A 19,684-nucleotide genomic window follows, 5' to 3' on the forward strand; every position below is an offset into this window, starting at 1 on the left:
TACATAAAGGTTGAGTTAATTTTCAATAGCGCGTACATTCTCATCATTGGAAAAAGACTTGATTTAGCATAGAAGTGGTAAAAATGAAGACAAAAGTATTAGGAAGCTCTCTCATTATTGCAGGAACAACGATTGGCGCAGGTATGCTAGCCTTACCTCTTGTCTCTGCAAGTCTTGGCTTCTTTACAGCAAGCATACTAATGGTTGGTATTTGGGCAATCATGAGCTACACAAGCTTATTAATGCTAGAGGTTCACCAGTATGGACACCGTAGCGCGACACTGCATAGCCTTGCATTTCAGTTTTTAGGAAAAAATGGACAACGGATAGCCACTTTTTCAATGTTATTTCTCTTTTACGCATTATGCGCTGCATATATCGCAGGTGGCAGTGAACAGTTTCATGAAAAAATTAATCTAGTGAGTCCTTTTCAACTACCAAAAACATTCTCCACAATTCTATTTACCGTAATTGTCGCGGTCATTATTGCGCTTGGAACAAAAACGGTTGATGTCATTAACCGTGGGTTATTTGCATTAAAACTCATCATGCTGGTGTCGATTCTATTTTTCTTAACGCCAAATATTACCGGCGAGTACTTAATGTCACTTCCTGTGCATCAAGGGGTCTTTATTACTGCTTTGCCTGTTATTTTCACCTCATTTGGTTTTCATGGCAGTATTCCCGCAATCGTTAATTACCTTGACCTTGATATCAAAAAGATAAAAATAAGCTTATTAATTGGATCTTCTCTTCCTTTAATAATTTACTTGTTTTGGCAAGGCATTACTTTAGGTCAATTGTCTCAGTCTGAGTTTGAACAAATTAATGGCCTAAATCAGTTCATTATTAGGATTCAACAATCAATCGATCATCAATTTATTCAAATTGCCTTATCATTATTCGCAGATTTAGCGCTATTAACCTCGTTCATCGGAGTTAGCTTAGGCCTATTTGATTTTTTACGTGATTCTTCAAAAAAATGGCAAAAATCATCTATAATTACTGCTGTTTTAACCTACACTCCACCACTGATATTCGCTTTATTTTACCCACAAGGTTTTATCACCGCTCTAGGGTATGCAGCTATCGCACTTGTAGTTCTTGCTCTATTTTTACCTGTTGCTTTAGTCTTTTCTGCTCGAAAAACACATAAAGACTCAGAATACACAGTTGCTGGTGGCAACATTGCACTTTTACTTGTCGTACTGTTTGGCTTAAGCATTATTGGTAGTCAGGTATTAAGTTCATTTTAACGTCAAATACACTCAACCAGAAATGCTAACTGTAACCATCTAAAGTAAAGGCCTATTTCTCTTTTTAAAGCAGTCTTAATTGTGCCTTTATTGTTTTTATGTTTTGCATTTTCTGCTTAATAGTAGATAATTGTGATCTAGCTCTATATTTGATTTAATTAAGGACTTTCCGTGAAAAAACAAGCAATAGCCAGTTTGCTTTTAGGATGTGCAGCTTCATCACCAGCATTTGCATTAGATACTAATAGCGCCTATGACATGGAATATCAAAATGATTGCTCTACCAACATTTATTCTAGCTATTGTTCAACGGCCTCTTTTGATTTCTCTCCAATGCGATTAGATGGTGATATTACTCCGTCTAAAGTTTCAGAAAATGATACGTATGCAGACAGCACTCAATTACCACACTATTTACGTGTGTCGGACGAGCGTGATTGGGACTACCTACTGGAGCAGTCGTATACAATCCTTGGTTTGAGTGTTGCAACCGCTGGTTTAATGACCTTTCTTCCTGAAAGCATTACTAAATGGGATTCAGAAGATTCAAGCATTAAAAATCTTGGTGCTAAATGGAGAGATAACGTACGTGCTGGTCCTGTCTGGGATAAAGATGAGCACTTCTTAAATTACATCATGCACCCATATTTTGGTGGTGTTTACTATACTGCCGCACGTCACGCAGGCTTTAATGAGTTCGAATCTTTCTTATACTCAACAACCATGTCTACTTTCTTCTGGGAGTATGGCGTAGAAGCTTTTGCTGAAGTACCGTCTATTCAAGATTTATTCGTCACCCCATTCTTTGGTGCTGTTGTTGGTGAGCTGATGTTACAGCAAGAGCTACGCATTACTGAAAATGGTGGTGAAGTCATGGGATCAGATACTTTAGGTAGCGTGAGTCTATTCTTCTTAAACCCTGTCGGACATATCCACTATTGGGTAACGGATGCATGGGGTGGCGATACTGAAGTTAACTTGGCTTATAATGCATGGTTCAATAATGGAGATGCAGCACAATTTGCTTATGATGCTGGTATGCCTTATACCGATCAGTTTGTCGGTCTTGAAGTTAAATTGAAATTCTAAACTTTTCTTAGTTTAACGATTAAGGGCACTCTTTGTAGTGCCCTTTTTTATACCGATGGAATGGGTTTTATACCATTCTGATAAGTAGTTGTTCAGATAATTGCGTACGAAAAATTGATTTTAACAAGCAAGAATGATCAAATACTTATGTAGATTGGTATTACAGACACAAAAAAACCGAGACAGTCTCGGCTTATTTGTGTCTTAAAGTGACTTACTAAAGCATTATGCTGCTTTGTAAATTACTTTATTACCAGCAAGCTGCTCGCGTACAACTAGGTTTTCTTCAACTAGCTTTTTCAAGCCACCTGTTGCCCATGCAGCTGCTTTTGCTTCTTCTTGACCAGCTTTAACACCGATCTCTTTTGAATTGATACCTTCAGGATTCTGGCAAACAATATCAAATACAGTCTGTTGCTTTGGCGTAAGAACGATATCTGTCGCTACTGTTGCCGCTTTAGGTGCTGCTGCAGCTACTGCTTCCACTTTCTTCTCAACTGGTTTAGCTACTTTTGCAGGTTTAGCTGCTTTTTTCACTTCAGTTTTTGGTGCAGTTGCTTTAATTCGTTTATGCAGCTTAGACTGTACTTTACGTTTGTGAGCAATTTTCATGAAACTTAAACTCCGTTGCGCTAATTCTATTTTTAAGCTGTTAAGACTCAAAAATGATAGCGGAAAAAAGATGTCAATTCCTAAAGTGAAACTCAAATAGTTGTATTGGAATTGGCGAAGCGCGTTTTATACCAAAAAACGCGCAATATTTATAGAGATGATGACACTGTATGGCGAAAAGTGCGGCAATTTTGCCAATTTTCTTACCAAAATGGCATTTCATCCGCAACAAACGGGTTTGTTCTGCGCTCATGACCAAAAGTTGACTCTGGTCCATGGCCCGGTACAAATTTCATCTCATTACCTAAAGGCCATAGTTTTGTTTTGATCGATGCAATCAGCGTATCAAAATCACCTCTAGGGAAATCAGAGCGACCAATGGCACCTTTAAATAATACATCACCAACAAATGCCATCTTAGCTTCTTGGTTAAACAACACAACATGACCCGGTGTATGACCAGGAGTGTGTAAAACATCTAACTTTTGATTACCGAATTCAACCACATCACCTTCATTTAGCCATTGATTAGGCTCGAAGGCTTCAGTGTGAGGAAAACCAAATCGTTCACTTTGATTAGGAAGTCCTTGTAACCAAAAGTTATCTTCTTTATGTGGGCCAATAATCGATGCATTAGTAATCGCAGCTAAACCTTCGGTGCCACCAACATGATCGAGATGACCATGAGTTAATACCATGTGTACAACATCAATATTCAACGCATCAATCGCTTGTTTTAGCAATTGAACATCACCACCGGGATCGACAACAACCCCTTTCATGGTTTCATCGCACCATACAATTGAACAGTTTTGCTCATAAGGAGTCACTGGAATAATTTGATATTGTAAACTCATAGCTTTCTCTTCCTAAAATAGTTAACCCAAGAATAGCACGGCTCTTATTTTAGGGGAATTATGATGTTTCTTTTAATGGTAATCGTTAAATCACAGTTTGTGGGATTTGACTCCAATGATTATCCCACATTACATTGGTTTGATAACTAACCACCTCACCATTTTCAGAACGTGTAATGACTTTACCAGTACCAGAGCTAATGTGCCACTGTGGTAAAAGGTTATCTCGACTATTGACTACCACGCCTGACGCATCAGCTAACGAGGCTATCTCGACCAATTGATTGTTTTTTAAATTCCAAACACCGTAACAATTCCCTCTGGGTGACGTAGCAACCACGTGATCGCCAAGTACAGCAATACTCGCTATATAATGATTAAATCGCAACCACTCCTCTGGTTCCGCATTTAATTGTTGTAAAGCCTCTCCACGTCGATGTACTGCAATCAATGGCACGCCATCTTCTGGTTCACCTCGATATTGCTGCCCACACAATACTCGACCATCATCCATCAAGGATAAGTGACGAATACTTAATTTATGATCCGCTAATCCAACGCGTTCAAGAACTTCACCAGAACTTGTCGATAAATACACAAGTGCTGGTTTCATTGATTCTAAATTAAGAGGAACTCGGCCTTTAGTATGAACACCACCAACCCCAATGGCTAAGGTCGTATCATCAACACGAATTACCTCATGTGGACCAATACCAAACCCTGAGAACTCTTTCACTTTTATTAATTGGGTTCCCTGCAATTGATAAACCCCGATAACTCCCTGACTGGTTTCTTTCTCTCCTTCAGTGGTGTAAAGCGTTAAGCCATCAGAAGAAAACACACCATGACCATAGAAGTAACGATTTGGCATTGATGGCGTAATTGGATAGCTTACGCCCGTCTTTATATTAAATAATTGCATGTAATTGCCGGGACGACGAGCAAATGCAACGGCCAATTCACCATTCGGCGTAATTGCAACGCCATGCCCTCTTGCTGGTAAAGGTACAGAATGAATAGGGTTTCCCTCATTATCTGCCACCACTGCGCCAAAATGTCCATTTGCTGCTCGAGAGCAAGAGATCAAAACCGCATTTTTATCTGAACTCGGTGCGGATGAACACGCCGTTAGCCATGGTGACAATGTTATCGCCCCTAGGCTGCTTTTTAATAGCTTTCGTCTTTGGTTATTAATCGCCATCGGTTGCATTAAATCCTATAGCAATGTTCAATTCGATAGCCACTTCTTCGTGAATTAGGTATTTCAAATACTCTAATTTGTTATATAGAGCTAATGCGTTTTGATAACCAGATTTTGTCTGTAACTCAGCAAATAGTGATGACGATTCAGGCCATGTTTCTAACGTTGAATTAAAATGGTCTTCAATTCTATCAGCCAAATCAGCATGCCCTTGCTTACGTAAATAATCATCAAGTCCAACACCATTTGCTAAATATATGTTTTGCATCGCTTCTACATTGTATTTAAGCCAAGTAAGAGAGGTTTCTGAACGCCATGATTCCGAGAAATAAGGACGTGGTTGCCCTATTTTTGCAAGCGGACGACTGAGTTTTTTCATGCTGTAATCAAGCTGATTGGCAAGTAACGCAATGTATTCATTTAACCACATGGTTTCATCTAATTGAGACCACGGGTTAACTTGCCATGCTTGATCTACCTTTAGAGTATTAAGCGCTAAGTTTGCAGTAATGGCCTGACCTAGCTGACATGACTCTGATGCTGGCAATGTCGAGGCTTTATCAAACAATAACCACTCTATGGCGCCTAACCCCTGGGTTGTTACACTCTGCTGCTGAATTAATTCAGTATTCCAAATTTGATCTTTTTTCAACAGTTGAGACATTTTTCGCCCAGTGGTGTTTTTCTTATCTGGCCAAAACTGAATGTTCCAATTAACACTAAGTGCCGCCTCTGGCCCTCTTTGTTGACCTTGCAGTGCCATCCACGCTTGCATGGTTTGTTGCCACTGCATAACCACCGTTTCTTTTTCAGTTTGATTCGTACAATATCCTTCAAAACTCTCAGTCAATCGTTGACTAGATTCAACTAAACGCTGGGCTGACTGCTGCTCAATATAATAAACATGGTCAATCATATTTGTAGAGTTAGGGACTTGATTAGACTCATTTGTACTTTGGCAGGCAGTCAGTAACACCGTGCTGCTTAACAATAAATAGATAGTTTTCATTACTTACGCCTTATAACGAATCTAAAAATGCTAATAACGCATTACGATCTTGTGTCGATAATTGAATGACTTTATCTTTAGATTGCTGAGCCTCACCGCCATGCCATAAAACTGCTTCTAGTACATTTCGAGCTCGACCATCATGCAAGAACTCTGTATGTCCATTGACTTCTTTTGTATAACCTAACCCCCACAGTGGTGGTGTTCGCCACTCTTGACCATTAGCCAAAAACTCTGGTCGATTATCAGCAAGTCCTTCTCCCATATCATGAAGCAACATGTCTGTATAAGGATGAATTAACTGATTAGATAGCGCCGGTCTGTCTTCAATTTTTGCTGTTTTAATATTCGTTTTATGACAACTTTCACAACCGATATTTTTAAATAATTCTTGCCCTTTAATGACTTGAGGATCATTAACATTACGACGAATAGGCACCGCTAAGTGCTGAGAATAAAACTCGACAAAATTTAAAATCTTGTCACTCACTTCAGGAGTGCCCCCATGAGGTAACTTCTCACAAATTTCTTGCGCTTGAGTACAATCATCTTTAGGGAACATATTACTGGTTAAGCCCAAATCACCATTAAAGGCCGCGGCATTTTGCTGCATAAGTGTTGGTTGTCCAGCCTTCCAGCCAAAGCGACCTAACTCTAGTTGATTGGTTTCTACACTCCATACGCGATTAGCCTTACCAGAAACGCCTTGAGCCTCTTTCTTTTGTTGTTCAGCAAAACCTAAAATTGTTGATTCAGGGATAGACTCTAATAAACCTAAGCCAATCATTGGTGGCGCAATACGTGCAGAAAGCAAGACATCTTCAGCCATTTCACCATAAGCTAAATCAGAAATCGATAAGTTTGGCTTTCTTAATGTGACAACGTCACCATCAGCAAGAGTGATAGAATGCGTTGTATACGTGATATGAATTTGCCCTTCTGGTTCAATTCCCGGTAAAGCAAAGTCTTGTAATTGACCGCCGTAAGTTGGCTCTGGGATCACTCCGTCTAAAATGACACGTTTTTTCTGTTCAGGCGTTAAAGCAGGAATACTTAATCGCACTAACATAGAAACCGCGTTAGTATCCCCCTCTTTCGGCGTATGGCCTCGCCCATCTTTAATATGACAACTCTGACAACCATTGGTATTAAATAACGGGCCTAACCCATCACGGGCATCAGTAGACGCTGGAGCTTGCACCCAAGGATTACGAAAAAAGCTATTACCCACACTAAAATCGAGACGCATACTCATTGGTAGGTTGGCAGCAGGTAGAGAAAAGGCATTTTGACCACTCTTCTTCACACTGGTTTTGCCGCCGGAAGCTACATTTGTAAACCGTGAGTCTTCTGAATCACTCTTAGTAGACACCTCATCAGAAGAAAAAGAATAGAAAGAAAACGTTGAGAGTAAAGCTATTGCTCCAAGCATTACGGGTTTCATGGTATCGAACATCCTGACCATCATTAACATTGCTCTTATCCATACCTAGATAGGTATTATTTACTTGTTTGTTTTACGATAAGAACAATATTAGAAAATAAAAGAGCTCAATCACTATATCGGAAGGGAGAAGTGATTGAGCTTGAGTACTACTGCTTTTTCTTAACGTTAAAATTAAAAATCATGATCTGCGGTATCAGGGTTTAAGCTTGTAATACCAATCACATTTGCAGCGCGCTCAATCGACGCGGTTTGTAGCACTAAAGACATGATTGATTTATTTACTAATGCATTACCCGCTGCATTGTCTGAAGCAATCAATTGGTCAAAATGTTGGTTATCTTTTTCAGCTGCCGATACTAGCGTCCCAACTTGAGTGCGCGTTGCATCAAATTGCTGCTGAATCTCTTTAGCTGCCTTTGCGTCTTTCTTAGCAACTAAATCGTGAATACTTGGGCCTGATAATTGAGAGCCATCTGCACGAGTGTAAGTGCCTGTATATACGTTATAGATACCTTGTTCATTATAGTAATGAGAGTTGTGCGTATTATCAGAGAAACAATCGTGCTCATCTTCTGTAGAATTGGCTTCTAAGGCTACCTTCATGCGTTCACCAGCTAGCTCACCTAATGATAAAGAGCCCATGCCAAACAGCATCTTACGCAAACCTTGCTCTGATGATTCAGATAATAGCTCTGCACGGTAATTTTTCTCACCTTCTTTCCACTGCTTTTCCATCCAAGACAAATCTTTAATTAGTAACTCAGAAGCTGATTTTAAATACTCAGCACGGCGTTCACAGTTACCGTTAGTACAAGCAGAACCAATAACATAATCGGTATATGGTCGCTCACCAGCACCTGCATTCGTGCCATTTAAATCTTGGCCCCAAAGTAAAAATTCAATGGCATGATAACCTGTTGCTACGTTTGCTTCTGACCCGCCGAGCTCATTAAGATCCGCTAATTTATCTGCTTCTATGTTTTTCACATCAAGGGTTTCTGCACCAATTTTTATTGAGGTAGAAGCAACGATATTAGCTTTAGCACCGTCGTTACCTAATTCATATTGGTAATCATCAGCCACATAATCAATTAAGCCTTCATCTAATGGCCATGCGTTTAGTTGCCCTTCCCAATCATCAACAACGGCATTACCAAAGCGGAAGACTTCTGATTGTTGATAAGGAACACGCGCTGCTTTCCATGCAGTTTTAACCGTTTGTAAGCCTTTCTTAGATGGGTTATTCAAAAAAGTGTGAATGGCTTTATCAAGCTGCTGAGCTGTCGTTAAAGAATCACTGTATACCGCATGAGCAATATCTGCGTAATGTTCAACAACTTCTGTTTGAGTCGCGGCATAAGAAAACGCAGGTAAAGCAAAAAGTGAGATAGTAACAATATTTCGAGCAAATTTGACGTGGTTCATAAATCGTCCTTGTTGAGCAAATGAATAGAATTTGTAAACCATTAATTGAAATCTGTAAGAATTCATTAATGATAATAATTTTTATTTGCGTAATATACCGAAATCAAACCGGAATGCAAATGTTTATCATTTAGATTCACAAGTTAGCGATGAAGTATAAAAAAGCCCCATCCAATGATGAGGCTCTAGTAAGGGCTTTTTACCGTTAAGTAAATAGCACTATTTATCTAAATCAAGGTTATGTCCATGAGCAAGCTTTGCTTTTAAATAATGCTCATTGCCTTGCTTGATATGAGCATGAGTATTAACCACTTCTTCTAACTCAATACCGTAATTTTGAATATCTTCAATTTTCTTAGGATTATTGGTAACAAGTTTAATTTTAGAAAGTCCTAGTGCTTCAAGCATCTGAGCTGCTTCTTTAAAGTCACGTAAGTCATCACCAAAACCTAAGTGGTTGTTCGCTTCATAGGTATTCATACCTTGACTTTGAAGCTCATAGGCATCCAATTTATTATACAAACCAATACCGCGTCCCTCTTGGCGAAGATATAAAATGATACCGCCACTTTCAGACATACGATTAATGGTTTCTTCCAACTGTTCACCACAATCACAGCGTGATGAATGAAATACGTCTCCCGTTAAGCATTCTGAATGCATACGAACCAGAGGGGTTGTTTGATTCTTATCAGCGTGATTAAAGATAACAGCGACATGTTCTTTTTCAGTCTCTAGGCCTTCAAATGAAAGCATTTCTGCAGGGATATTACTTTGCTGCCCTACTTTTAACTCTATACGGGCTCTTACGTTTGCCATGCTGATTTATTGCCTTTTTCAATGAGAAGATCATATCTTCTACGATTTAATCTGATAAAAAGATCATAAGCATACCTAGCAAATATGCAAGAATCAAAAAAAAGGCCCAACAAATGTTAGACCTTTATGTACTTAATTGATGATTTTATAAATATTTAATTACATTGCTGCTTTAAAAATGCTCACAATCTCTTCATGAGTTATTACTCGTTACAGTAAAATCGAGACACTCATCATACTTTGTAGGTAGATGGATAAAGAAGAGAAGAAAATACGTTAATTAATTGATAAAAAGGCCAATAAAAATAATTATTGGCCTTAAAAAAGTATGATGTAACTCTAAGAACGCTTTGGCTGCTGGTACGTTTTACCTGCTGCTTGGTAGGTTTCTTTTTGCTTCATATCAAACATTGCGTAGAAGAACCAAGCTATGAATTTAATCACATCATCACCTTCGTTCATGATCCACTCTGCAAGCTCTTGTGCTTCACCGTTTTCATCTTCATCGTTAAATACATGATAGATGCGTTGCTCGCCTTCAACTTCAGCAAGACGGAATTGACCCGCTAGCGATTGTGCCGCTTCAACAATGTCTTGGTCTTCACATGCTTTTAGTGCTTCTAGCACTTGAGGAAGATTTTCTTTTTGGCATAGTTCTTTAACTAGTGTTTCAAATTCATTCTGTTGCATTTTAATTTAACTCTTTTAGTCAACATGTCATCTAGATTGCGCAATTTTAGCAGTAATTAAAATTTATTCGACAGGAATTCGTTTTAATCCTTGATATTTCGCCTTCACTTTGGCTTTATGGAGATATTATTTACTTATAATTGAATGGATTCAGATGTCAGATAAATTAGAGACCAAATACGTCACTGCTGGTCGTAGCAAAAAATGGACAAAAGGCGTAGTAAACCCTCCTGTTCAACGCGCTTCTACCGTGGTATTTAATACCGTTGCTGAAAAAACGCATGCCATGATAAACCGCGCAAAACAAACGCTTTTTTATGGCCGCCGAGGCACAGAAACTCACTTTGCATTTCAAGATGCGATGGTTGAACTTGAAGGTGGCGCAGGTTGTGCCCTTTATCCTTGCGGTACGGCTGCGATTGCCAATGCGATTTTATGTTTTGTAAAAACCGGCGATCATATTTTAATGGTCGATGGCTGCTATGAACCGACTCGTGATTACTGTGACACCATCTTGAAGAAAATGGGCATTGAAACCACCTATTACGATCCAATGATTGGTGAAGGCATTCGTGATTTAATTAAACCAAATACGACGGTGCTATTTACTGAATCTCCGTGTTCTATCACGATGGAAGTTCAAGACGTTCCACTCCTTGCTCGTATCGCACACGAATCAGATATTGTCGTTATGCTTGATAATACTTGGGCGGCGGGTGTGAACTTCTCTCCTTTCGATCATGGCGTTGATATCTCTATTCAAGCCGCAACCAAATACATTGTCGGTCACTCTGATGTGATGCTTGGTACCGCAGTTGCGAACGAAAAACATTGGGATCAACTGCGTGAACAAAGCTATTTAATGGGGCAATGCATTTCACCTGATGACGCCTATTTAGCAATGCGTGGTTTACGCACTATGGGCGTTCGTCTAAAACAGCACGAAGCTAGCAGCATTAAAGTGGCTAAGTGGCTTGAGCAGCATCCACTGGTTGATCACGTTCGTCATCCTGCACTTGAAAGCTGCCCGGGCAATGAGTTTTATCAACGTGATTTTAAAGGCTGTAATGGCTTGTTCTCTTTTGTGCTAAAACAATCTGATAGCAAAGCGACAACGGCCCTGCTTGATGGTATGAGTCATTTTAGTATGGGTTATTCTTGGGGTGGGTTTGAAAGCTTGATCTTAGCGAATGAACCAAAAAGCTTTAATGCATTAAGAACGGTGGCTCATCCTCAGTTTGAAGCGACTTTGATCCGTGTTCATATTGGATTAGAAGATGTGGATGATTTGATTGAAGATTTAGAGCAAGGTTTAGCTCGATATCAAGAGATGTTATCTGCTTAATTCAGTTTATATCGTTTTTACTTACAAAAATGGCGACTCCTAAATGGGTCGCCATTTTTATTTGTATTAATTCAATATTAACGCTTTCTTTCTTGTTTTGTTAATTCAAAATCGAATTCGTCGGGAAAAAGGATTTGCCCTTCTTCGTTTTGATTAGGGAATACAACAACCGCTAATTCATCATCTTCAAGACCTGTTGTCCAGCGACTGTGCCATTTGTTTAATGAAATAGACTCTGCTTTACATACGTCCCATTCACCTGTTGCCCATGCTTCTGCAAACTCTTTATTTGGCCATACAGGAACGCAATCTTCTTCTTCGGTATTCAACATCACACAACCGTGTTCATCAGTCAAAATCCAAATTTCACGATTAGCGACAACTTCTTTCATAAAGTAAGTAAAACGCTCTTCTTCATGAGAATTTACGATTTTGTCCATTGCTTGTTGATCTAATTGGCTCATTTACTGTTCCTAATATGTGGACTGCATTTGTATTATCCAGATAGAATATCACAAAAAAAGCCCATACTAGATATTCTAATATGGGCTTTTGAACATTTATTCTATGCGTCTATTTTAGTATTCGACGACTTTAATTTTATGGAACATGCGATACAACACAGGAACCACAATTAAGGTCAGTACGGTTGCGAAACCTAGACCAAACATAATGGTTACCGCCATTGGTTTAAAGAAGGTATCTGGTAATAGTGGGATCATACCTAAAATGGTCGTAATTGCTGCCATACAAACCGGACGAACACGGCTTAACGCGGCATCAACGACTGCATGGTAGGGTTCTTTTCCTGAGTGTATTTCTATCTCTATTTGATCAAGCAGTACGATTCCGTTTTTCAACAGCATGCCACTCAAACTCAAGAAACCAAGCAGTGCCATAAAGCCAAATGGGGTATTGAGTAAGAGCAGACCACTGGTTACACCAATGAGTGCCAATGGCACCGTTAACCAAACAATCACCGACTCTTTCACACTGTTAAACAAGAACACAGTCACTAAGAACATGAACAAGTAACCCATTGGCATGGTTTGGAACAATGACGCTTGTGCATCACGAGACGATTCATATTCACCGCCCCACTCCAAGCTATAACCCGTAGGGAAATCAATCGCTTCAATTTGTGGCTGTAAACGCTTTTGTAATGTTGCGGCAGTTTCTTCCCCTAAAATATCAGGGTCAGCCATTACCGTTAGCATACGTTTACGGTTTTTACGCACAACCAGAGGATCTTCCCAAATCACGTCATAACCTAGCACCACTTGTTGTAATGGTATGTATTGTGACAGCGCTGGACTCCAGATCTTCATTCCTTCAATTGTGCTAATATCTACACGTTCATTTTCAGGCAAACGAGTAACGATTGGCATCAATGTTGTCCCATCACGGTACACACCAATGGCTTTACCTGAGAACGCCATTTCAAGCAGTTCATTAACATCCGTTTTGGAAATACCATATCGACGCGCCTGACTTTCGTTAAATTGAGGCTCAAGTACTTTAGTACGCTCACGCCAATCATGACGTACGTTTGTTGCGCCTGGATCTTGATGCATTACCTCAATAACCTGTGCTGCTAAACCACGTAATATTGTAGGATCAGCCCCTACAATTCGTGCTTCCACTTTTGCACCGCCACCTGGCCCTAACTCAATCAGTTTTAACTTGTATTGAATTTGAGGATAGTTGGCTTCGATATGTTGACGAAGCTTGTCCATTAAATCAGGTAACGCTAAGTAATCATCCACACGCGTCATTATCTCACCATAAGCTGCATAGCTTTTCTCTGGTGCGTAAGTCAGCATGAATCTTTGTAGACCTTTACCTGCGGTTGTTGTCACATGTTCAATATGTTTTTGCTCTAAGATCCACTCTTCTAACTCTTTTAATGTTGCATTGGTTGAGCGAATATCCGTCCCTTCAGGCATCCATACATCAACCATAAAGATTGGCGTGGTTGAAGATGGGAAGAAAGACTGCTTAACTTTAGTAAAGCCATACATGCTGCCGCCAAGTGCAACAACCAAGATAAGCATGGTTGCTAACGAATAGCGCATACAAAACTCAAGGAAACGCTTGTAGATCACAAAGATCATACCGTTATATGGGTCTTTCTCTTCATGCGCTTCTCCTTCTATTTGTACTGTTTCTTTAAAAAACAAAGAAGCGAAAAACGGAGTAAGAGAAATGGCAGTAAACCAACTCAGCATCAGTGAAATAAGCAGAACAGTAAATAAGGTTCCACAATATTCACCGGTTGCATCATCCGATAGACCAATAGGCGCAAAAGCAGTTACCGCAATAACGGTTGCACCTAATAATGGCCATTTAGTTTGCGTAACAATATCAGTAGCCGCTTGCAGGCGAGTTCGTCCTTTTTGCATACCAATGAGTATGCCTTCGACCACCACAATAGCGTTATCTACGAGCATACCAAGAGCAATAACCAAAGCACCTAAAGAAATACGTTGTAAGTCAATCCCAAAGTATTTCATAAAGACAAATGTGCCTGACACTGTCAGTAGTAGAATAAGTCCAATCAGTAAGCCTGAGCGTACGCCCATGAAGAACAGTAAAACGATGATAACGATAGCAACGGCTTGACCAAGACTGACCACAAAACCACTTACTGATTTGTCTACTTCTTTTGGTTGGCTGTATATCTCTGAAATATCAATACCAATGGGTTGTTGTTCTTTCAGCTCTAACATTCGTTGATCAACCAGTTTCCCAATTTCGACAACGTTAACGCCAGCACTAAAAGAAATCCCCATATTCAAAGCAAAGTTACCATTAAAGTTAACTAAATTGCTTGGTACTTCAACATAACCACGTTTAACTTCGGCAATGTCTTTTAGATAAATAAGGCCTTGTGCTCCGCCTTCGGTAATAATCAAATCACCAAGTTGCGACACATCTTCAAACTCGCCCGTTGGGTGTATTTGAATGTATTCAGATCCTATTTTTACTGCACCTGCACTCGATACCGTATTTTGATTTGAAAGTAGACTGTACAGCGTCTGCGGTGAAATACCTAAGCTTGTCATGCGTTTCAAAGAAGCTTCAATAAAGACTTGCTCTTGTTGCACACCAGAAACGGAGACCTTACTTACCCCATCAACTAATTCTAGTTCACGACGTAAATAATCAACATAATCAAGCAACTCCTTATAAGAATATCCTTGACCAGTAACGGCTAAAAGTACGCCATATACGTCACCAAAATCATCAATGACAGAAGGCTCACCAACACCCGGAGGTAGTTGACGTTTCAAGTCATTCACTTTTCGGCGCAATTCATCCCATATTTGAGGAAGATCATCAGGACCATAATTGTTTTTCATGGTTACCGTTATTTGAGATAAACCACGACTTGAAAGCGAATTCACTTCATCAACATAGGTTAATTGTTGGATTGCTTTTTCTAAAGGGTAAGTAACCTCTTCTTCTACCTGTTCAGGGGTTGCTCCAGGATAATTGGTTACGACCATGGCATCTTTAATGGTGAAGGCTGGGTCTTCTAATCGCCCCAAGCCAAAGAAAGCCGATGCACCACCAATCATAAAGATCAGAGTCAACATCCAGCTAATCACTTTATTTTGTATAAAGTAAGCTGCAATTCCTTTTTCTTGACTCATAATTTCTCCTCCGTATTGATGATATTCACTTCTAGGCCATCACGTAATCGTGAGACGCCTGCAATAACAATACGATCTCCTGCTGAAACACCATCGACAACTCGTAATCCAAACGATGTCGCTTTGGTTGTTACTACTTTTTGTTTTTTTACTTTATTGTCAGAATCGACGACCCAAACGTATTTTTCTTTTTTATCAATCTCATCGCCATCTTCATTAAAAATGGCTTCAATTGGGATAATTAATCCAAATTGGCTTGCTACATTTAATGAACTCTGTTCAGTAGTCACTTCAACAGCCATACCATCCAAAATAAATTGGTCTTCCGGCATTGGCATAGTTAAAGTAACGAGGTATGCACCAGATTCTGGATCAGGCTCTGTTGTATACTCTTTTACTTTTGCATCGTAAGACTGTCCATTATCAAGTCGCACAGATGCTTGAATTAACTCTACAACACCTTGGTTTGGTTGCTTTGAATATAATTTATCAGGTACTTGAACAATAATATCAACGGAATCTTTGTTGTTAATATTCACTACTTGTTGACCTACTTGAATTGTTTCAAATTGCTCAATACTTACTCGTGAAATAACACCATCAATTGGGGCTTTTAGTTCAGTAAAACTCAGTCGAAGTTTCGCTAGCTCTAAATCAGCTAATGCAATTTGACGCTGCGCGGCTAATTCATCAAATTGCGACTTTGCCAGTAAGCCTTTATCAACTAACGGTTTTGAACGTTTATATTGACTGTTTGCAACACTGTACCTTGCGCGCGCATTATCAACATCGATGTTGAAATCGGTTTTATCTAGTACTGCTAATACTTGCCCTTTTTTAACCGTCTCACCTGGACGAACATTAAGTTCCTTAACTTCACCAGAAAGTCTAAAGCTTAAATGGGAACGATCGGCCGCTGTTGCAACAGCAGGAAGATAAAGGCGATCACTGGCTAAACCTGAATCAATATCTTTAACGATAACATTAGGAGCTTCTATTTCTGTATCCATAGGGGCAGGACTGCAAGCAGTGAGTAATATTGCTGTTGAAAGTAAGGATAGTTTCATTAATTTCTGCATAATTATAATCCTCTCTCCTTAACCCATTTGCGTACTTTCATTCCTTCTTCTAGTCCAGAAATACCTGAAGATACTATTTGTTCAGAATCATTAAGCCCCGAAATTACTTGTCGTTTTTCATTCAACTCTATCGCGACTTTCTCAACGATACCTTGCTCAGATACACGCCATACATAAGTGGTATCGCCGTCTTGTTCAATCGCTGAAAGCGGAAGCTTCTCACTGCCACCTTTTGGAATAGTCACTTTCACTTGGCCTGACATTCCCGGTAATATGCCTAAGTCTTTTGGTCTTGGCATGCTCATTTTTACCGTGTAACTTGATGTCTTGCTATCTGCTTCGGTATCAATTTCTTCAAATTCTAGAGGAAAACTAACCGTTGGGAATGAATCGAAAGTAACGGAAGCGGAGACTTGAGTAAAACTAAAGCGTTGCAATAGATAATCAGGAAGTTGAAAGGCAACATATAAGATATCATTGGTTTGAATATGCATAATGGGTTGCTTAGCAGTGACATATTCATAATTTTCAGCAGGTAATAACGAAATGGTGCCATCATAAGGAGCACTTAATTGGGTATAGCTTAAATTAGCACTGGCTTGATCTAACGTCGCTTTCGCTGTTTTTCTGTTCGCTACAGCACTGTCGTAATCTTGTTCTGAGACGACTTTGTCTTTACGCAGTTTTTTAATACGTTGGTATTGAACATCAATCAGTCTGTACTGGGCTTGTGCCTGCTTTTGAATCAAACGGTACTCATCAGGGTTTATTGTTGCCAGTAACTGCCCTTTGGTAACTAATTGACCCGCATGAACATCTAAGCTACTAAGTTGACCGGGAACTCGAAAGGCAAGAACCGCTTTATCTCCGGCTTCAGCTTGCGCTGGAAACAATCGAGAAGTTTCATGATCGCCAACACTGACAGTCATTATTTTAGCTGGTCGCGACTCTGGTTCAGCAATTACTGGGGCTTGTTTTCCACACCCAATAAGAAGCGTTGAACTTAACACCGTCGCTACCATCGTTTTTTTGAACATAAACCGTTCCTTGTAATGGTATATATAAGAATTATTCCTTATATCCCTACCGTCATCCAGTCAATAATAATAAGTTATAAAAATACTCTTATTTATTCTTTTTTACGATTATTCCCTTTTCCATACTCCGCACGAAAATCAGGCATAACTTGCATCGCAAATGCCAAAATATAGGCTTCTTGAGAACAATAGATAGTCGTTCCAGAGGTATGCCCTTCAAGGTACGCATTATAGAATGCCTCTGTAACCGCCTCCTCTGGATTTGCACTTTCTAGAGTTTCGTTTTCTTGAACTACAAAGCCATTTTTTGCTCTTTGCTCTCCATATTGAAACCAATCTTCTGCTTCATATTTCCTCCAAAAACAATCTAAATCACACAATAACTCAATTTATACTTAAATAGTTAACATTTAAAACACAAGTATAAAAAAAGCACTCAATTTTTGAATGCTTTCTTAAATCCTAGAAATATAAATCAGTTAATTCATTTCAGCGATTTTAACTTTCCATGTATCTGGGCCGATTTGATGTGCATTTGCCCCTGTTGAATCAACAGCAACCGTTACTGGCATATCTTCCACTTCAAATTCATAAATGGCTTCCATTCCTAAGTCTTCAAAAGCCACTACTCGTGCTTTTTTAATCGCTTTAGCTACTAAATAAGCCGCACCGCCTACCGCCATCAAATACACGGCTTTTTTATCTTTAATAGACGCAACCGTTGCTGGGCCACGCTCTGCTTTACCAATCATGCCCATTAAGCCCGTATCAAGCATCATATCGGTAAATTTATCCATACGAGTGGACGTTGTTGGGCCAGCAGGGCCTACGGCTTCATCACCAACAGCATCAACTGGGCCGACGTAGTAAATAAACTTACCATTGAAGTCAACGCCCTCAGGTAAACCCTCTCCGCTTTCAATCATGCTTTGAAGACGCTTATGCGCTGCATCACGGCCTGTTAAGATCTTCCCTGTTAGTAGAACCGTTTCACCCGTCCGCCATTCTTGTACGTCTTCTTTTGTGATCGTATCAAGGTTAACTCGGCGTGTATTAGCACCAGCTTCCCAGGTAATATCTGGCCACTCTTCAAGTTTTGGTGGTTGTAAGTCCGCCGGGCCTGAACCATCAAGTGTAAAATGAACATGACGAGTCGCTGCACAGTTTGGGATCATGCATACGGGTTTTGATGCTGCATGAGTTGGTGCGGATTTGATTTTTACATCAACAACGGTTGTTAAACCACCAAGGCCTTGCGCACCAATACCAAGCTTATTGACACGATTAAAGATATCAAGACGAAGCTCTTCTTCTGCGTTTTCAGGACCACGATCAATCAACTCTTGAATGTCAATATGCTCCATTAATGATTCTTTTGCTAATACCGCTGCTTTTTCAGCAGTTCCACCAATACCTATACCTAGCATTCCTGGTGGACACCAACCTGCTCCCATTAATGGTAAGGTCTTTTCTACCCATTCCGCCACATCATCTGAAGGATTTAGCATCACCATTTTTGTTTTATTTTCAGAGCCGCCGCCTTTTGCTGCAATCTGAATCTCAACCTTATCACCTGGTACCATATTAATATGAACTACCGCAGGCGTATTGTCTTTTGTATTAATTCGCTTACCCGCAGGATCAGAAAGTACTGAAGCTCGAAGTGGGTTATCTGGATTCGTGTACGCCTGACGAGTTCCTTCATCAATCATTTGCTGTACAGTTAAATCTCCTTCCCAGCGTACATTCATACCGATATTAACAAAGCAAGTTACTATCCCCGTATCCTGACAAATAGGACGATGCCCTTCAGCCGACATACGTGAATTTATTAAAATTTGAGCAATCGCATCTTTTGCCGCTTGGCTTTGTTCTCTATGATATGCTTTTTCTAATGCTTGAACAAAATCAAGTGGGTGGTAATAAGAAATATACTGTAATGCATCAGCCACTGAGCTGATCACGTCTTCATTGCGGATGATAGTTTCTTTACCAACAGTCATCATTAAATCCTCTTATATATATGCTTCCATGGCGTGTTAAGTCTGTTTTTTTACTTAGTGACGTGAGCGATCACCAATCTATTATTTTCTTTTAGAACAGCCAATATGATACTCTTGCTCTCCATTCAAGGCTATCGTTGCTCATCACATTCTGGTTAT

General features: G+C 39.7%; 17 protein-coding genes. 3 read left to right on the forward strand and 14 right to left on the reverse strand.

What is annotated here, in order from left to right; all coding sequences use genetic code 11:
- Positions 1–83 precede the first annotated feature (83 nt).
- Together F8B77_RS00220 and F8B77_RS00225 are read left to right on the forward strand one after the other, a co-directional pair.
- Positions 84–1,256 carry an aromatic amino acid transport family protein gene (locus F8B77_RS00220; RefSeq protein ID WP_151652700.1) on the forward strand — a complete coding sequence of 391 codons (1,173 nt, stop codon included), beginning with the start codon at positions 84–86 and terminating at the stop codon, positions 1,254–1,256.
- 171 nt (positions 1,257–1,427) lie between these two features.
- On the forward strand, positions 1,428–2,345 hold the full coding sequence (locus F8B77_RS00225; protein WP_151652701.1) for a DUF3943 domain-containing protein: 918 nt from the start codon (positions 1,428–1,430) through the stop codon (positions 2,343–2,345).
- A 225-nt stretch (positions 2,346–2,570) separates the two neighbouring features.
- Here the strand turns inward: F8B77_RS00225 and F8B77_RS00230 are convergent, their stop codons facing one another.
- The 8 genes from F8B77_RS00230 to F8B77_RS00265 all read right to left on the reverse strand — a co-directional run bounded on the left by F8B77_RS00230 (position 2,571) and on the right by F8B77_RS00265 (position 10,405).
- Complete coding sequence (locus tag F8B77_RS00230; RefSeq protein WP_151652703.1) at positions 2,571–2,957, reverse strand: hypothetical protein; 387 nt, start codon at positions 2,955–2,957, stop codon at positions 2,571–2,573.
- A gap of 203 nt (positions 2,958–3,160) precedes the next feature.
- On the reverse strand, positions 3,161–3,814 hold the full coding sequence (locus F8B77_RS00235) for an MBL fold metallo-hydrolase (protein ID WP_151652705.1): 654 nt from the start codon (positions 3,812–3,814) through the stop codon (positions 3,161–3,163).
- Positions 3,815–3,899: 85 nt separating this feature from the next.
- Positions 3,900–5,015: a DUF1513 domain-containing protein gene (locus tag F8B77_RS00240; protein WP_167512716.1), complete on the reverse strand. Its 1,116-nt coding sequence runs from the start codon at positions 5,013–5,015 to the stop codon at positions 3,900–3,902.
- Positions 5,005–6,024 (reverse strand): imelysin family protein, encoded by a 1,020-nt coding sequence (locus tag F8B77_RS00245; RefSeq protein ID WP_151652710.1) that lies wholly within the window; start codon positions 6,022–6,024, stop codon positions 5,005–5,007. Before F8B77_RS00245 ends, F8B77_RS00240 begins: the two co-directional genes overlap by 11 nt.
- A 10-nt stretch (positions 6,025–6,034) precedes the next feature.
- Positions 6,035–7,468, reverse strand: a complete 1,434-nt coding sequence (locus F8B77_RS00250; protein ID WP_151653176.1) for a di-heme oxidoreductase family protein — start codon at positions 7,466–7,468, stop codon at positions 6,035–6,037.
- Positions 7,469–7,642: 174 nt separating this feature from the next.
- A complete protein-coding gene (locus tag F8B77_RS00255; protein WP_151652712.1) occupies positions 7,643–8,896 on the reverse strand; it encodes an imelysin family protein in 1,254 nt (417 codons plus the stop codon).
- Between the two features lie 219 nt (positions 8,897–9,115).
- On the reverse strand, positions 9,116–9,715 hold the full coding sequence (locus F8B77_RS00260; protein WP_130047855.1) for a GTP cyclohydrolase II: 600 nt from the start codon (positions 9,713–9,715) through the stop codon (positions 9,116–9,118).
- Between the two features lie 339 nt (positions 9,716–10,054).
- Complete coding sequence (locus F8B77_RS00265) at positions 10,055–10,405, reverse strand: hypothetical protein (RefSeq protein ID WP_061036801.1); 351 nt, start codon at positions 10,403–10,405, stop codon at positions 10,055–10,057.
- Between the two features lie 154 nt (positions 10,406–10,559).
- Here F8B77_RS00265 and F8B77_RS00270 point away from each other — a divergent pair, with 154 nt between their 5' ends.
- Positions 10,560–11,750, forward strand: a complete 1,191-nt coding sequence (locus F8B77_RS00270) for a cystathionine beta-lyase (RefSeq protein WP_151652714.1) — start codon at positions 10,560–10,562, stop codon at positions 11,748–11,750.
- Between the two features lie 77 nt (positions 11,751–11,827).
- Here the strand turns inward: F8B77_RS00270 and F8B77_RS00275 are convergent, their stop codons facing one another.
- The 6 genes from F8B77_RS00275 to F8B77_RS00300 form a co-directional block, all read right to left on the reverse strand.
- Entirely contained in the window at positions 11,828–12,190 is a 363-nt protein-coding gene (locus F8B77_RS00275) for a DUF2750 domain-containing protein (RefSeq protein ID WP_374954013.1), read from the reverse strand.
- Between the two features lie 138 nt (positions 12,191–12,328).
- A complete protein-coding gene (locus F8B77_RS00280) occupies positions 12,329–15,406 on the reverse strand; it encodes an efflux RND transporter permease subunit (protein ID WP_151652716.1) in 3,078 nt (1,025 codons plus the stop codon).
- On the reverse strand, positions 15,403–16,485 hold the full coding sequence (locus tag F8B77_RS00285; RefSeq protein ID WP_151652718.1) for an efflux RND transporter periplasmic adaptor subunit: 1,083 nt from the start codon (positions 16,483–16,485) through the stop codon (positions 15,403–15,405). Before F8B77_RS00285 ends, F8B77_RS00280 begins: the two co-directional genes overlap by 4 nt.
- A gap of 2 nt (positions 16,486–16,487) precedes the next feature.
- The gene (locus tag F8B77_RS00290; protein WP_151652720.1) at positions 16,488–17,522 is read right to left on the reverse strand and encodes an efflux RND transporter periplasmic adaptor subunit; all 1,035 of its coding nucleotides are present in this window, start codon (positions 17,520–17,522) and stop codon (positions 16,488–16,490) included.
- Positions 17,523–17,614: 92 nt separating this feature from the next.
- Positions 17,615–17,902, reverse strand: coding sequence for a DUF2799 domain-containing protein (locus F8B77_RS00295; protein ID WP_167512717.1), 288 nt, complete (start codon positions 17,900–17,902; stop codon positions 17,615–17,617).
- Between the two features lie 99 nt (positions 17,903–18,001).
- A complete protein-coding gene (locus tag F8B77_RS00300) occupies positions 18,002–19,528 on the reverse strand; it encodes a fumarate hydratase (protein WP_130045328.1) in 1,527 nt (508 codons plus the stop codon).
- Positions 19,529–19,684: the final 156 nt, after the last annotated feature.

This window comes from Aliivibrio finisterrensis (assembly GCF_008933155.1).
GTDB classification, from domain to species: Bacteria; Pseudomonadota; Gammaproteobacteria; order Enterobacterales; family Vibrionaceae; genus Aliivibrio; species Aliivibrio finisterrensis.

What these genes read in the sequence shown, in the direction of transcription:
- F8B77_RS00220 (WP_151652700.1), top strand. Translation starts at nt 84, where the DNA reads ATGAAGACAAAAGTATTAGGAAGCTCTCTCATTATTGCAGGAACAACG.
- F8B77_RS00230 (WP_151652703.1), bottom strand. Translation starts at nt 2,957, where the DNA reads ATGAAAATTGCTCACAAACGTAAAGTACAGTCTAAGCTGCATAAACGA.
- F8B77_RS00235 (WP_151652705.1), bottom strand. Translation starts at nt 3,814, where the DNA reads ATGAGTTTACAATATCAAATTATTCCAGTGACTCCTTATGAGCAAAAC.
- F8B77_RS00240 (WP_167512716.1), bottom strand. Translation starts at nt 5,015, where the DNA reads ATGGCGATTAATAACCAAAGACGAAAGCTATTAAAAAGCAGCCTAGGG.
- F8B77_RS00245 (WP_151652710.1), bottom strand. Translation starts at nt 6,024, where the DNA reads ATGAAAACTATCTATTTATTGTTAAGCAGCACGGTGTTACTGACTGCC.
- F8B77_RS00250 (WP_151653176.1), bottom strand. Translation starts at nt 7,468, where the DNA reads ATGAAACCCGTAATGCTTGGAGCAATAGCTTTACTCTCAACGTTTTCT.
- F8B77_RS00255 (WP_151652712.1), bottom strand. Translation starts at nt 8,896, where the DNA reads ATGAACCACGTCAAATTTGCTCGAAATATTGTTACTATCTCACTTTTT.
- F8B77_RS00260 (WP_130047855.1), bottom strand. Translation starts at nt 9,715, where the DNA reads ATGGCAAACGTAAGAGCCCGTATAGAGTTAAAAGTAGGGCAGCAAAGT.
- F8B77_RS00265 (WP_061036801.1), bottom strand. Translation starts at nt 10,405, where the DNA reads ATGCAACAGAATGAATTTGAAACACTAGTTAAAGAACTATGCCAAAAA.
- F8B77_RS00270 (WP_151652714.1), top strand. Translation starts at nt 10,560, where the DNA reads ATGTCAGATAAATTAGAGACCAAATACGTCACTGCTGGTCGTAGCAAA.
- F8B77_RS00275 (WP_374954013.1), bottom strand. Translation starts at nt 12,190, where the DNA reads ATGGACAAAATCGTAAATTCTCATGAAGAAGAGCGTTTTACTTACTTT.
- F8B77_RS00280 (WP_151652716.1), bottom strand. Translation starts at nt 15,406, where the DNA reads ATGAGTCAAGAAAAAGGAATTGCAGCTTACTTTATACAAAATAAAGTG.
- F8B77_RS00285 (WP_151652718.1), bottom strand. Translation starts at nt 16,485, where the DNA reads ATGCAGAAATTAATGAAACTATCCTTACTTTCAACAGCAATATTACTC.
- F8B77_RS00290 (WP_151652720.1), bottom strand. Translation starts at nt 17,522, where the DNA reads ATGTTCAAAAAAACGATGGTAGCGACGGTGTTAAGTTCAACGCTTCTT.
- F8B77_RS00300 (WP_130045328.1), bottom strand. Translation starts at nt 19,528, where the DNA reads ATGATGACTGTTGGTAAAGAAACTATCATCCGCAATGAAGACGTGATC.